Source organism: Pseudomonas sp. MWU16-30317, assembly GCF_020515695.1.
GTDB lineage: Bacteria > Pseudomonadota > Gammaproteobacteria > Pseudomonadales > Pseudomonadaceae > Aquipseudomonas.
Map to the genome: position 1 here is coordinate 65,639 of NZ_JAIWJA010000009.1, position 13,273 is coordinate 78,911.

Here is a 13,273-nt window from a genome sequence, read left to right on the forward strand (position 1 = left end):
GCACTTGAAGGCACGAACAGTCCTGTATTCAAGCGCCCGAATATACGAGCAAAACGAGTTTTATATGACGAACAAAGACGTAAGCAAAGTTAAGCGCAAAGGCACGTTCAAGAGCGCTCCCCTCGCAGTGCCGGCCCACACCGGGCCTGAGCTCGCTGGCGAAGAGCTGGTGAAGGTGGCCGTTGCCGCCCTGGAAGACGTAAAGGCTCTGGATATTCAAATCCTGGACGTGCGCGACAAGCAGAGCATCACCGACTTCATGATCATCGCGACCGGTACCTCCAACCGCCAGATCGGCGCGATGCTGGACAAGGTTCGTGACGCCGTCAAAGCCCAAGGCGTCAAGCCGCTGGGTGAAGAAGGCAAGGGCGACAGCGACTGGGTGCTGTTGGACATGGACGACGTGATCGTGCACATGATGACCAGCAACGCTCGTCAGTTCTACGACCTGGAGCGCCTGTGGAAAGGTGCCGAGCAGAGCCGTGCCGTCGATGGCAAGCACCACAGCCCGGAAGTCGGTCACTCGCAGTTCGACAAGCTCAACAAAGACCAGGAATAAGGAACCGCTGTGCGCCTGCGTCTGATTGCTGTCGGTTCTCGCATGCCCAAGTGGGTGGAAGATGGCTGGCACGAGTATGCCAAGCGCCTGCCATCCGAATTGGCGCTCGAGCTGGTGGAAATACCGCTCAACACCCGGGGCAAGAATGCTGACGTGGCGCGCTTTATCCGTCAGGAGGGCGAAGCCATGTTGGCCAAGGTCGGCCCCAACGAGCGGATTGTGACGCTCGAAGTGCATGGCAAGCCCTGGAGCACCGAGCAATTGGCGGTGGAGCTGGACAGCTGGCGGCTGGATTCACGCACGGTGAACTTCATGGTCGGCGGCCCCGAGGGGCTGGCGCCGCAAGTGTGCGCGCGGGCGGATCAACGCTGGTCGCTGTCGGCCCTGACACTGCCGCACCCACTGGTAAGAATCCTGATCGGTGAACAGCTGTATCGTGCCTGGACAGTCCTGTCCGGACACCCTTACCACAAATAATCTGCGCCCAGCCCGATGACCCAGCCGATTCGCCTCAAGGACCACGAGAAAGACGCCCGCACCGTGCGCAGCCGCGTCGTGGTCGGTGCTGTGGTCGTGTGTGCGCTGCTGTTGGTGCTGATCGCGCGTCTGTATTTCCTGCAGGTCATCCAGTACGACTATCACTCCACGCTGTCGGAGAACAATCGGGTGCACGTGCAGCCGATTCCGCCGACCCGCGGGCTGATCTTCGACCGCAACGGCGTGGTCATCGCCGACAACCGCCCCAGCTTCAGCCTCAGCGTCACTCGCGAACGGGCGGGCGACTGGCAGCAGGTGCTCGACCTCATCGTCGAGGTGCTGAGCCTGACGCCCGATGATCGCGAGCTGTTCGAAAAGCGCATGAAGCAAGGGCGGCGGCCGTTCGAGCCGGTGCCGGTGCTGTTCGAACTCACCGAGGAGCAGATCGCGCGGATTGCGGTCAATCAGTTCCGCCTGCCGGGTGTCGAGGTGGTCGCGCAATTGGTGCGCCATTACCCCCAGGGTGAGCATTTCGCTCACTCGGTGGGCTACATGGGGCGCATCAACGAGAAGGAGCTCAAGTCCCTGGATACCGTGGCCTACAGCGGCACGCATCATATTGGCAAGACCGGTATCGAGCGCTTCTACGAGCCCGAGCTGCATGGCCAGGTGGGCTACGAAGAAGTCGAGACCAACGCACGTGGCCGCGTGCTGCGGGTACTCAAACGCACCGACCCGGTGCCGGGCAAGGACATTGTCCTGAGCCTCGACATCAAGTTGCAGCAAGCTGCAGAGCAGGCACTGGCGGGACGACGTGGCGCGCTGGTGGCCATGGACCCGAGCACTGGCGAGGTGCTGGCGATGGTCAGCCAGCCAAGCTTCGATCCCAACCTGTTCGTCACGGGCATCAGCTTCAAGGCCTACGCCGAGCTGCGCGATTCCATCGACCGTCCGCTGTTCAATCGGGTACTGCGGGGGCTTTACCCACCGGGTTCGACCATCAAGCCGGCAGTGGCCATCGCCGGCCTTGATACCGGGGTGGTCAATGCCGGTACGCGGGTGTTCGACCCAGGCTATTACCAGTTGCCCAATTTCGATCACAAATACCGCAACTGGAATCGTACCGGCGATGGCTGGGTCGATCTCGACACGGCCATCATGCGGTCCAACGACACCTACTTCTACGATCTGGCGCACAAGATGGGTATCGATCGCTTGTCGACCTACCTCAACCGGTTCGGCATCGGCCAGAAGGTCTCGCTGGACATGTTCGAGGAAGCGCCGGGCCTCATGCCTTCGCGGGAATGGAAACGCGTGGCCCGCAAGCAGGTCTGGTATCCCGGCGAAACCCTGATCCTCGGCATCGGCCAAGGCTACATGCAGGCCACGCCGCTGCAATTGGCGCAGTCCACAGCGCTGATCGCCAACAAGGGCAAGTGGAATCGGCCCCGGCTGGCCAAGACCATCGAAGGCGTGCCGCCGGTTGACGACAACCCCATGGACGATATCGTCCTGCGCGACCCGGCCGATTGGGCCAAGGTCACCCACGGCATGGAGCAGGTAATGCAGGGCGCCCGTGGTACCGCGCGCAAGGCGGCGGCCGGTGCGCAATACCGGATTGCCGGCAAGAGCGGCACCGCCCAGGTGGTCGCGATCAAGCAGGGCGAGAAATACGACCGCAGCAAAGTCCAGGAGCGCCATCGTGACCACGCCTTGTTCGTCGGCTTCGCCCCAGCGCAAAGCCCGAAAATCGTGGTGTCGGTGATGATCGAGAACGGTGAGGCCGGCTCCGGAGTGGCCGCCCCCGTGGTACGTCAGGTGATGGACGCCTGGCTGCTCGGTCCCGATGGCCAGCTCAAACCCGAATACGCCAGCACCCCAGGTGCGGAGATCACGGCACGTGAAGAGTAATTTCGATCGCATCCTCTCCAGTGAGGATGTGATGCGCCGTCGCGCGACCTTTTTGCAACGTATCCATGTCGATGGGCCCCTGCTCATCCTGCTGCTGACCCTGGCGGCCGGCAGCCTGTTCGTCCTGTACTCGGCCAGCGGCAAGAACTGGGACCTGCTGATCAAGCAGGCGACCTCGTTCGGTATCGGCCTGGTGTCGATGTTCATCATCGCTCAGGTCGAGCCGCGGTTCATGGCGCGCTGGGTGCCGCTGGGCTATGTGATCGGGGTGGGCTTGCTGGTGGTCACCGACGTCATGGGCCACAACGCCATGGGCGCGACGCGGTGGATCAACATTCCTGGGGTAATTCGCTTCCAGCCGTCGGAGTTCATGAAGATCCTGATGCCGGCCACCATCGCCTGGTATCTGTCCAAACGCACCTTGCCGCCCCATCTCATTCATGTGGTGGCCAGCCTGGCGCTGATCGGCGTGCCGTTCATTCTCATCGTCCGCCAGCCCGATCTGGGGACCTCGCTGCTGATTCTGGCGGGCGGCACCTTCGTGCTGTTCATGGCCGGGTTGCGCTGGCGCTGGATCATCAGCGTGCTCGCCGCCGCGGTGCCGGTGGCGGTGGCGATGTGGTTTTTCATCATGCACGACTATCAGAAACAGCGAATTCTGACCTTCCTCGACCCCGAGAGCGACCCGCTGGGCACCGGCTGGAACATCATCCAGTCGAAGGCGGCCATCGGTTCGGGCGGGGTGTTCGGCAAGGGCTGGCTGATGGGCACCCAGTCGCACCTGGATTTCCTGCCTGAAAGCCATACCGACTTCATCATTGCGGTGATGGGCGAAGAGTTCGGCCTGGTGGGCATCTGCGCCTTGCTGCTGATTTATCTGTTGCTGATCGGGCGCGGCCTGGTGATCACGGCCCAGGCGCAGACGTTGTATGGCAAATTGTTAGCAGGCAGCCTGACGATGACGTTTTTTGTTTACGTTTTCGTCAATATCGGTATGGTCAGTGGCCTGTTGCCGGTGGTGGGGGTACCGCTGCCCTTCATTAGTTACGGCGGAACTTCGCTGGTGACCTTGATGTCAGCGTTTGGCGTTTTAATGTCGATCCACACGCACCGCAAATGGATCGCACAGGTTTGAAAAAGGTGAGCCACTCAATGCAATCAATGCGTAACTGGGCTACTCGATACGTTCCATGGGTCGGCCTGGTGGGCATCCTCGGTTCGTCGCAACATGCGGCGGCCGGCGATTACGAAGGCTCGCCTCAAGTGGCGCAGTTCGTCGGAGAAATGACACGTGATTACGGCTTTGCCGGTGAGCAACTGATGGGCGTTTTTCGCGAGGTCGAGCGCAAGCAATCGATCCTCGACGCCATCTCGCGCCCGGCCGAGAAGGTCAAACCGTGGAAGGACTACCGGCCGATCTTCATCACCGATGCGCGTATCGCCAGGGGTGTGGATTTCTGGCGTCAGCACGAGGTGGCGCTGGCGCGGGCCGAGAAGGAATACGGCGTGCCGGCCTCGGTGATCGTCTCGATCATTGGCGTGGAGACGTTTTTTGGTCGCAATACCGGCAATTACCGGGTGATCGATGCGTTGTCGACCCTGGCGTTCGATTATCCGGCGCGTTCCGACTTCTTTCGCAAGGAGCTGCGTGAATTCCTGTTGATGTCCCGCGAGGAGCAACTCGATCCGTTGACGATCAAGGGCTCCTACGCCGGTGCAATGGGGCTGCCGCAGTTCATGCCCAGCAGCTTTCGGGCGTATGCAGTGGACTTCGACGGTGATGGCCACATCAATATCTGGAGTGACCCCGATGACGCCATCGGCAGCGTCGCCAGCTATTTCCAGCGCCATGGCTGGGTCGCCGGCGAGCCAGTGGTCAGTCAGGCGACGGTGCGTGGCGATCAAGCCGACAGCGGTTTGAGCCCGGGTATTGATCCGGTCAAGACCGTTGGGGAGTTGCGGGCGCTGGGCTGGTCGAGTCATGATGCGCTGCGCGACGATATGTCGGTGACGGCATTTCGCCTGGATGGCGCCAATGGCCCTGAGTACTGGATGGGGCTGAAGAATTTTTACGCGATCACGCGTTACAACCGCAGCGTGATGTACGCCATGGCCGTACATCAGCTGGCGGATTTGCTGGTTCAAGCACGGGGCAACAAGTAATGCGGGTTACGCCGACAAGCGCACCACTCAAGCTGCTGGGCTTTACAGCAATGGCACTGTTGATCGTCAGTTGTTCGAGCACCAGCAGCCGCTCGCCTGTGCAAGGCGGCACGGCTGTTCGCTCGATGCCGGGGCTGGACATCAACCGCGCCCACAAGGACGGTGCCCCTTGGTGGGACGTCGACGTGTCGAAGATCCCCGACGCAATACCGACCCTGCACAGCGGCCCGTACAAGGCCAACCCCTATACCGTACTGGGCAAGACCTACTTCCCGCTCAACGACTCGGCCAGTTATGTGGCCGTCGGCACCGCGTCCTGGTACGGCACCAAGTTCCATGGCCAGAACACCGCCAACGGTGAGGTCTACGACCTGTACGGCATGAGCGCGGCGCACAAGACCCTGCCGCTGCCCAGCTATGTGCGTGTGACCAACCTGGACAACAACCGCTCGGTGATCCTGCGGGTCAACGACCGCGGACCGTTCTATTCCGACCGCATCATCGACTTGTCCTATGCCGCCGCGAAAAAACTCGGTTATGCCGAAATCGGCACGGCGCGGGTCAAGGTCGAGGGCATCGATCCACAACAATGGTGGGCACAGCGTGGTCGTCCGGCACCGCTGATGCTTGATCAACCCCAAGTGGTCGCCGCTGAAACACCCAAGCTGACGGCGTCCACTGGCACCGTTGAACAATATACGCCACCGCCCCAGCAACACGCGGCCGCGATCATGCCAGTGGCAATCGACGCAAAAAAAAACGCTTCTGCGCCAGCAGCTGGCCAGTATCTCCAGGTGGGAGCCTTCGCCAACCCGGACGCTGCAGAGCTCCTGAGGTCGAAGCTCAGCTCGATGGTCAAGGCCCCGGCCTTCACCAGCCCGGTGGTGCGTAACCAGCAAACTCTGTACCGCGTGCGCTTGGGGCCGATTGGCAACCCGGCGGAAGTCCAGCAGGTACAGAACAGTGTTCGCTTGGCCAATCTGGGCTCGCCGAATGTGGTCACGGAATAACCCTCCGGTACTGGCTCGGTCCGCCGAACCGCAACAACGCCAGGCCTTCAAGCCTGGGAAACGATTTGCCCATCTGGGCATCTGCCCATCAGTAATCTCGAGAGACGGATGAACATCACCACCTTTGCCAAACGCCTATGCCTGCTTGTACCCCTGATGATCGCTCCAACTGCATGGGCGGCTGATCAGATGGTGCCCGCGCCGCCGCAACTGGCGGCCAAAGCCTTCGTACTCATGGAAGCCTCCAGCGGTCAGGTGCTGGTCGAGGACAACGGCGATCAACGCCTGCCGCCTGCCAGCCTGACCAAGCTGATGACTGCCTATATCGCCACGCTGGAAATCCGTCGTGGGCAGATCGGCGAAAACGACCCGGTAACCATCAGCGAAAACGCCTGGCGCACCGGCGGTTCGCGGATGTTCCTCAAGGTCGGTTCGCAAGTGTCGGTCAGCGACCTGCTGCACGGCATCATCATCCAGTCGGGCAACGACTCCAGTGTCGCCCTGTCCGAGCACATCGCCGGTAGCGAAGACGCTTTCGCCGACATGATGAACACCACCGCCGGCAAGTTGGGCATGGCCAACAGCCACTTCATGAACCCGACCGGTCTGCCGAACCCGGAGCACTACTCCACCGCGCACGACATGGCGCTGCTGGCCCGGGCGATCATCCACGAAGATCCAGCTCACTACGCCATCTACTCGCAGAAAGAGTTCTTCTGGAACAACATCAAGCAGCCTAACCGCAACCTGCTGCTGTGGCGCGACAAGACGGTCGACGGTCTGAAGACGGGTCACACCGACGAAGCCGGCTACTGCATGGTGGCTTCGGCCGTACGTGACGGCATGCGCCTGATCGCCGTGGTATTCGGTACCACCAGCGAAGCCAACCGCGCCGCCGAGACGCAAAAGCTGCTGACTTACGGTTTCCGCTTCTATGAAACCCAGACCTTCTACAAAGCCGGTGCAGAGCTGGCACAGGCGCCTGTCTGGAAAGGCACCGCGAGCACCGTGCGTGCCGGCCTGGCTGAAGACCTGACCATGACTGTGCCCAAAGGCCAGCTGAAAAACCTCGCGGCTACCATGACCATGGTGCCGCAATTGGTCGCACCGATCGCCAAAGGCGCGGTGATCGGCAAGGTCGAAGTGAAGATGGGTGACAAAGTGCTGCAAAGCACCGACCTGATCGCACTGGATCAGGTTGATGAAGGTGGCTTCATCCGTCGCCTCTGGGATAGCATTCGGCTATTCTTCCACGGCTTGTTCAACTGATATCGTGACCTGCGCGCCCCTGGCTCTTACCTGAGCCGGGGGCGATGTTGTCGCCACGGCTTACGAGGCCGTTACTGCCATGACCGATCCCAAAGTCCCTGCTTCTGCCGACGCCAAGTCTGGCGAAGATATAAAGTCCCACGAAATCAAGTTCCCTTGTCCCGACTACCCCATCAAGGTGATCGGCGAAACGGGAGCAGGCTACAAGGCCCTGGTGCTTGAGGTCCTCGGCAAGCACGCCGAAATCGACCTTGCGACCCTGGCCGAGCGCCAGAGCAGCAACGGCAAGTACACCACTTTGCAGGTGCACATCATCGCGACCGGCGAAGATCAACTGCGCGACATCAATAGCGCGTTGCGAGCGACCGGCCACGTGCACATGGTGCTCTGATGCCGAGCGCATCCAGCGTGCTGGGCTTCCGCGAGTTGGGCCTGATGGCCTACGAGCCTGCCTGGCATGCCATGCAACGTTTCACTGATCAACGTAGCAGCGACACCCCCGACGAAGTGTGGTTGGTCCAGCACACGCCGGTGTTCACTCAAGGCCAGGCTGGCAAGGCCGAACACCTGCTGCTGCCGGGGGATATCCCGGTGGTGCAGGTCGATCGCGGCGGTCAGGTTACTTACCATGGTCCCGGCCAGTTGGTGGTGTACCTGCTGCTGGACGTGCGGCGCCTGGGTTTTGGAGTGCGCGAGCTGGTCAGTCGTATCGAAAATGCCCTGATCGATCTGCTCGCCAGTTTCGGCGTCAGCGCCGCGGCCAAGCCGGATGCACCCGGTGTCTACGTAGAAGGTGCTAAAATCGCGTCCCTGGGCCTGCGTATCCGTCGCGGCTGCTCGTTTCACGGGCTGGCGCTGAACGTCGACATGCAACTTGAACCGTTCCAACGTATCAACCCATGCGGATACGCCGGGCTGGCAATGACCCAGCTGTGCGATCATGCAGGCAGCATTGAATTTGCCGAGGTTAGTGCCCGGCTGCGCGTGCAGCTCGTCAAACACCTCGACTACGCTGAGCAGACGACCCTGACGGGCGGAATCGAATGATATGACTACTGCTTTTGACACCACCGTGGAAAACCTGATCCCGACCACCAGCTTGCCGGTCAAGGCCGCACCTCATAAAGTGGAGGCGGGCGTCAAGCTGCGCGGTGCTGAGAAGGTCGCGCGCATCCCGGTCAAGATTATCCCGACCGAAGAACTGCCGAAAAAACCCGACTGGATTCGCGTACGCATCCCGGTTTCACCGGAAGTCGACCGCATCAAGCAGCTGCTGCGCAAGCACAAACTGCACAGCGTCTGCGAAGAGGCTTCGTGCCCGAATCTGGGCGAGTGCTTCTCCGGTGGCACCGCGACCTTCATGATCATGGGTGACATCTGCACCCGTCGCTGCCCGTTCTGCGACGTCGGCCATGGCCGCCCGAAAGCGCTGGATGCCGACGAGCCGATGAACCTGGCAGTGGCCATTGCCGACCTTCGCCTCAAGTACGTGGTAATCACTTCGGTAGACCGCGACGACCTGCGTGACGGCGGTGCCCAGCACTTCGCCGACTGCCTGCGCGAGATCCGCAAGCTGTCGCCGGGCGTCCAGCTCGAAACCCTCGTCCCGGATTATCGCGGCCGCATGGATGTGGCGCTGGCTATCACCGCAGCCGAGCCGCCGGATGTGTTCAACCACAACCTCGAGACCGTGCCGCGTCTGTACAAGGCTGCGCGCCCTGGTTCCGACTACCAGTGGTCGCTGACCTTGCTGCAAAAATTCAAGGAGATGGTGCCTCACGTACCTACCAAGTCCGGCCTGATGCTCGGCCTGGGCGAGACGGACGAGGAGGTGATCGAGGTGATGCAGCGCATGCGCGAGCACAACATCGATATGCTGACCCTCGGCCAGTACCTGCAACCTTCGCGCAGCCACTTGCCGGTGCAGCGCTTCGTGCACCCGGACGTCTTCGCCTGGTTCGCCGAAGAAGGCTACAAGATGGGCTTCAAGAACGTCGCCTCCGGGCCGCTGGTACGTTCGTCGTACCATGCTGACCAACAGGCGCATGAGGCCAAGGCCAAGCTGTAAGCGCGTCGACTCGCCTTGCTCACACAGGTCTGTGAGTACGGGGGGCGTGCATTACGGGAGCAAAGCTTGCCGCGAAGAGGCCGTAACAAGCGCCGCCGTATTTTCAGGGTGAGCGCAGCGCTGTAGAAAAAGCCGACAGTTTCTATCGCATAGAAGCTGTCGGCTTTTTTGTGCAAGCTGTTAAAGTCGTTGCCATCAGCCACGCAGTGAGGCCTCGGGATGAACGTCAATCAGCAAATCGCCGCCCAACCCCGCGAGCAGGGCATCGCCGTCCCCCGGCTGCGGCCTGAAGGTCGTATCGCGATTATCGCCCCCGCCGGGCCCAGGGAGTTCGATGTTGCCACGGCCGAGCGCTGGATGGCGGCCAGGGGCTACAGTCTGAAAATCTTCCCCGGCGTGCTGCAGCAGTCCGGCTACCTGGCCGGCAGCGATCGGGTGCGCCTCAATGACTTGCACGATGCCTTCGCGGATGATCAGATCGACGCGATCATGTGCCTGCGTGGCGGCTACGGCAGCCCGCGCTTGCTGGACAAGATCGATTATGCGCTGCTGCGTCGACATGCCAAGCCATTCGTGGGCTACAGCGATATCACCGCGTTGCACCTGGCGATCGCCAAAGAGGCGGGATTCATCACGTTTCATGGCCCGATGCTGACGTCCGAGGTGCTGGCCGATCGTAAGCCACCCACCGAGACGTCATTGCGCAGGCTGGTACGCGGCCAGTTCAAGGCTGGCTCGGAGCTGGCGCATCCTGCCACCTTGCCGTTGGTTTCGATTGGCCATGGCATCAGCCGCGGGCGATTGATGGGTGGTAATCTGGCGATGATCTCGGCCCTGGAGGGCACGCCTTGGGCGCTGGAAGCGGACGGGATCATCTTGTTCATCGAGGACGTCAACGAACCCCTGTACCGGATCGACCGCTTTCTCACACAACTGAGGCTGAGCGGCAAACTGGCGAAGATCGCCGGCGTGCTGGTGGGAGACTTCGCGGGTATCAGCGTGGACGAAATGACGCCCCTGTTGCGTCAGATGTTCGAGCCGCTGGGAATTCCCGTGGTCGCTGGCTGGCGCAGCGGTCATTGTGACCCCAACCTGACCCTGCCTCTGGGCGCCATGGTGCGCCTGGACGGTGGCGAGTGCCGCTTGTGGCTGGAGCAGGATGTGGTTTGCTGACTGGCGGGCTCAATGATAGTTGTCCCGAAATTTCTGTGTGTGGTGCCGCCACAGGCGTGGGCGGTTTGCCTGAATTGAGTAATCCTTAGAGTGGGTAGTGCGCGACTTGCCAGTAAACCGGTCGCGCTTACTCAAGCCAAGGAATGACAACAATGACATACCCGAAAAACAGCATCGCGGTCTCCTTCATTGCAACGGCCCTGCTGGTTGCCGCCAGCCACGCATCTGCTGAAGTACAACCCGTTACCGAAGCCCACTGCCAAGTCATGCAAGACGCCAATACCTTTGACCCCAATGGCCCCGTTGGCTGTGATCGCCTGCGTCTGGTCAGCTTTCCTTTCACTTCACACCAGGGGCTCCCGGGTCGGGGATCGGTGGTAGTGCTTGATGCTTTCGCAGAAAACGTCGATATCATTTTCGCCAAGCTCGATGCACGGGGTTTCCCCTTGGAGCAGGCTTTAGGTCTGGAGCATTTCCAGGGTGACGACGCAGCGTCAATGGCAGCCAACAACACGTCCGCTTTCAACGGCCGGCCGATAACCGGCGGTGCTTCGTGGTCACTGCATGCCTATGGGGCTGCGATTGATTTGAATCCCGTGCAGAACCCGTTTCTCACTATCAATGCTGATGCCACCGCCACCATCGACCCAGTGGCTTCCGCCCGGGCTTACGTCAATCGCTCGGCCGTACGTGCTGAAAAGCCCGAGCGCCGGGGCATGGCGGAAGAGGTATTGGATATTTTTGCCGAGAATGGCTTTATCCATTGGGGCGGGTATTGGAATGCGCCGGTGGATTACCAGCATTTCGAGGTAGCGCCACGCAGGTTTATCGAGCATCTGGCACGTGTCGAGCCGGATGTAGCGCGCAACGACTTCAATGCATACCGGGGAATGTACAACGCTTGTATGGCGGAACAGCAAGGGCTGGATCCCGCTCGTCAGCGAGCCTCTTGCGTGGGCCGGGTGCTGGATTTCTACCGGCAGTGGCCGTTGCCATCTTCGAGCATGGCAACGGCGGCTGAATAGCGGGTGGTCAAATGATCATGGAGAAGCGGCCTGGGTCGCAGCCCGAGATTTACCTGAGGCTTTCCAGCAGCTTGTGTGTGGGATAGCCGTCAGCCGGCCAGCTCTGAGCCGCCTGTGCACTGCGGATTGCCTTGCGGGTGTTGGCGCCGATGATGCCATCGGGGTTGCCGGCATCGTAGCCCTTGGCAGTCAGCAGCGTTTGCAGCTCGATACGCTCGGTGCGGCTCAGCGGCAAGTCATCCTTCGGCCACTGCCCTTGCAGGTAGCCACCACCACCAAAGCGCTGCGACAGCAGGCTCACGCCTAGGGCATAAGCCGACGAGTTGTTGTACTTGAGGATGGCGCGGAAGTTATCCAGCACCAGAAAGGCCGGCCCGCGATAACCCGCTGGCAACAGCAGCGCGGCCTGCAATTGGTCCGAGCCTGGGGGGATGGCACTGCCCGCCGGCAAGTTCACGCCCATGGCCAGCCATTGGGCCACCGATTTGCGCTGCGCGCCATCGGCCAGTAGATAATCGAAGCCCTGTGGCAACTGCACCTCGAAGCCCCACGGCTGGCCTTTCTGCCAGCCGGAGCTTTGCAGGTAATTGGCGGTGGAGGCCAGCGCATCGGCGGCGTCGTTCCAGATATCGCGGCGCCCGTCGCCGTCGAAGTCAACCGCATGGGAGTTGTAGGTCGTCGGGATGAACTGCGTCTGGCCCATGGCGCCGGCCCAGGAGCCGAGCATCAGTTCTGGAGTGATATCGCCGTTTTGCAGAATCTGCAGCGCCGCAATCAGTTGATCCTGAGCGAAGCCGGGACGGCGGCCCTCATAGGCCAGGGTCGCCAATGAGCGAATCACTGACTTGTCGCCCTGGATCTGCCCGAAGCTGCTTTCCATGCCCCATACCGCGACCAGTGCCTGACGATCGACGCCGTAACGCTGCTCGATGCGCGTCAGCACGTCGCTGTACTGGCTGAGCAAGCCTTGCCCGCGGCGTACGCGGGTGGGCGAAATGGCGCCGTCCAGATATTCCCAGATCGGCCGGCTGAACTCCGGTTGGCTGCGATCGGCAGTGACCACACTTGGGTCCAGGGTCACGTTGGCGAACGCGCGGTCGAAGATGTCTGGCCTGATGCCGGCCTGCAGGGCCTGCGCGCGGAAACCGCTCTGCCATTCGGCAAAGGTCTCGGACGGCACGGCAATACCGTCGGCGCTCATCGGCGCAAGCGTGGTGATCGGTGCAACTGTCTTGGTTTGCTGGCTACCCGGCAAGGGCTGGGTCACAGGGAGCGTATCGGCGGCGGTAGGTTTTTCGGCGCAGGCGACAAGTGCGATGAGGCTGAAGGCAGCAATGATCTGGCGCAGTGGGCAGAGGCGGGGACGACGAAGAGACATGCAGGGGTCCAGATTTTTTCTAATCAGACCGTGACCATATCATGCCTGCGGGTGGAGCGGGTTCAGGCGGCCAAAAAGTAGGAAGCCTCCCAATCTCTCGATTGGAAGGCTTCGCGGCGGTAGCTGCCTTTGCCTTTGCCTGCGGGTTCCTGACGGCTGCGGAACAAGGGCTGGGCGACGATGGATTTGGCCTTATTGGGGCGGGCCTTGCCGGTTTTTCGACTCATGAGCGACTCCTTG

14 protein-coding genes are annotated in these 13,273 nt (G+C 61.3%); 12 read left to right on the top strand and 2 right to left on the bottom strand.

Going from position 1 to position 13,273, the window contains the following annotated elements; translation table 11 throughout:
• The first annotated feature begins 64 nt into the window (after positions 1-64).
• From rsfS to LIX93_RS22695, 12 genes are all read left to right on the top strand, one after another.
• Positions 65-559, top strand: coding sequence for a ribosome silencing factor (gene rsfS, locus LIX93_RS22640; RefSeq protein WP_226506299.1), 495 nt, complete (start codon positions 65-67; stop codon positions 557-559).
• Positions 560-568: 9 nt separating this feature from the next.
• Positions 569-1,036: a 23S rRNA (pseudouridine(1915)-N(3))-methyltransferase RlmH gene (gene rlmH / locus LIX93_RS22645; protein ID WP_226506300.1), complete on the top strand. Its 468-nt coding sequence runs from the start codon at positions 569-571 to the stop codon at positions 1,034-1,036.
• Between the two features lie 15 nt (positions 1,037-1,051).
• A complete protein-coding gene (gene mrdA, locus LIX93_RS22650) occupies positions 1,052-2,947 on the top strand; it encodes a penicillin-binding protein 2 (protein ID WP_226506301.1) in 1,896 nt (631 codons plus the stop codon).
• Between the two features lie 31 nt (positions 2,948-2,978).
• Positions 2,979-4,082 carry a rod shape-determining protein RodA gene (gene rodA / locus LIX93_RS22655; protein ID WP_226506474.1) on the top strand — a complete coding sequence of 368 codons (1,104 nt, stop codon included), beginning with the start codon at positions 2,979-2,981 and terminating at the stop codon, positions 4,080-4,082.
• A gap of 17 nt (positions 4,083-4,099) precedes the next feature.
• Entirely contained in the window at positions 4,100-5,110 is a 1,011-nt protein-coding gene (gene mltB / locus LIX93_RS22660) for a lytic murein transglycosylase B (protein WP_226506302.1), read from the top strand.
• Positions 5,110-6,120, top strand: a complete 1,011-nt coding sequence (locus LIX93_RS22665; protein WP_226506303.1) for a septal ring lytic transglycosylase RlpA family protein — start codon at positions 5,110-5,112, stop codon at positions 6,118-6,120. The genes mltB and LIX93_RS22665 overlap by 1 nt, the downstream gene beginning before the upstream one ends.
• Positions 6,121-6,228: 108 nt before the next feature.
• Complete coding sequence (locus tag LIX93_RS22670) at positions 6,229-7,389, top strand: D-alanyl-D-alanine carboxypeptidase family protein (protein WP_226506304.1); 1,161 nt, start codon at positions 6,229-6,231, stop codon at positions 7,387-7,389.
• A gap of 79 nt (positions 7,390-7,468) precedes the next feature.
• Positions 7,469-7,780, top strand: a complete 312-nt coding sequence (locus tag LIX93_RS22675) for a DUF493 domain-containing protein (RefSeq protein WP_226506305.1) — start codon at positions 7,469-7,471, stop codon at positions 7,778-7,780.
• Positions 7,780-8,436 (top strand): lipoyl(octanoyl) transferase LipB, encoded by a 657-nt coding sequence (gene lipB, locus LIX93_RS22680; RefSeq protein ID WP_226506306.1) that lies wholly within the window; start codon positions 7,780-7,782, stop codon positions 8,434-8,436. Before LIX93_RS22675 ends, lipB begins: the two co-directional genes overlap by 1 nt.
• Before the next feature lies 1 nt (position 8,437).
• Positions 8,438-9,457 (top strand): lipoyl synthase, encoded by a 1,020-nt coding sequence (gene lipA, locus LIX93_RS22685; protein WP_226506307.1) that lies wholly within the window; start codon positions 8,438-8,440, stop codon positions 9,455-9,457.
• Between the two features lie 219 nt (positions 9,458-9,676).
• Positions 9,677-10,630, top strand: a complete 954-nt coding sequence (locus LIX93_RS22690; RefSeq protein ID WP_226506308.1) for an LD-carboxypeptidase — start codon at positions 9,677-9,679, stop codon at positions 10,628-10,630.
• A 152-nt stretch (positions 10,631-10,782) separates the two neighbouring features.
• Complete coding sequence (locus tag LIX93_RS22695) at positions 10,783-11,655, top strand: M15 family metallopeptidase (protein WP_226506309.1); 873 nt, start codon at positions 10,783-10,785, stop codon at positions 11,653-11,655.
• A gap of 49 nt (positions 11,656-11,704) precedes the next feature.
• Here the strand turns inward: LIX93_RS22695 and LIX93_RS22700 are convergent, their stop codons facing one another.
• Together LIX93_RS22700 and arfA are read right to left on the bottom strand one after the other, a co-directional pair.
• The gene (locus LIX93_RS22700) at positions 11,705-13,033 is read right to left on the bottom strand and encodes a lytic murein transglycosylase (protein ID WP_226506310.1); all 1,329 of its coding nucleotides are present in this window, start codon (positions 13,031-13,033) and stop codon (positions 11,705-11,707) included.
• 62 nt (positions 13,034-13,095) lie between these two features.
• The gene (gene arfA / locus LIX93_RS22705; RefSeq protein ID WP_226506311.1) at positions 13,096-13,260 is read right to left on the bottom strand and encodes an alternative ribosome rescue factor ArfA; all 165 of its coding nucleotides are present in this window, start codon (positions 13,258-13,260) and stop codon (positions 13,096-13,098) included.
• Between the last annotated feature and the right edge of the window lie 13 nt (positions 13,261-13,273).

Bases quoted from the DNA above. Each gene is read 5' to 3' on its own strand.
- mltB (WP_226506302.1), top strand. From the start codon at position 4,100: ATGCAATCAATGCGTAACTGGGCTACTCGATACGTTCCATGGGTCGGC.
- lipA (WP_226506307.1), top strand. From the start codon at position 8,438: ATGACTACTGCTTTTGACACCACCGTGGAAAACCTGATCCCGACCACC.
- LIX93_RS22670 (WP_226506304.1), top strand. From the start codon at position 6,229: ATGAACATCACCACCTTTGCCAAACGCCTATGCCTGCTTGTACCCCTG.
- rodA (WP_226506474.1), top strand. From the start codon at position 2,979: ATGCGCCGTCGCGCGACCTTTTTGCAACGTATCCATGTCGATGGGCCC.
- LIX93_RS22665 (WP_226506303.1), top strand. From the start codon at position 5,110: ATGCGGGTTACGCCGACAAGCGCACCACTCAAGCTGCTGGGCTTTACA.
- rsfS (WP_226506299.1), top strand. From the start codon at position 65: ATGACGAACAAAGACGTAAGCAAAGTTAAGCGCAAAGGCACGTTCAAG.
- LIX93_RS22695 (WP_226506309.1), top strand. From the start codon at position 10,783: ATGACATACCCGAAAAACAGCATCGCGGTCTCCTTCATTGCAACGGCC.
- mrdA (WP_226506301.1), top strand. From the start codon at position 1,052: ATGACCCAGCCGATTCGCCTCAAGGACCACGAGAAAGACGCCCGCACC.
- arfA (WP_226506311.1), bottom strand. From the start codon at position 13,260: ATGAGTCGAAAAACCGGCAAGGCCCGCCCCAATAAGGCCAAATCCATC.
- LIX93_RS22690 (WP_226506308.1), top strand. From the start codon at position 9,677: ATGAACGTCAATCAGCAAATCGCCGCCCAACCCCGCGAGCAGGGCATC.
- LIX93_RS22675 (WP_226506305.1), top strand. From the start codon at position 7,469: ATGACCGATCCCAAAGTCCCTGCTTCTGCCGACGCCAAGTCTGGCGAA.
- lipB (WP_226506306.1), top strand. From the start codon at position 7,780: ATGCCGAGCGCATCCAGCGTGCTGGGCTTCCGCGAGTTGGGCCTGATG.
- LIX93_RS22700 (WP_226506310.1), bottom strand. From the start codon at position 13,033: ATGTCTCTTCGTCGTCCCCGCCTCTGCCCACTGCGCCAGATCATTGCT.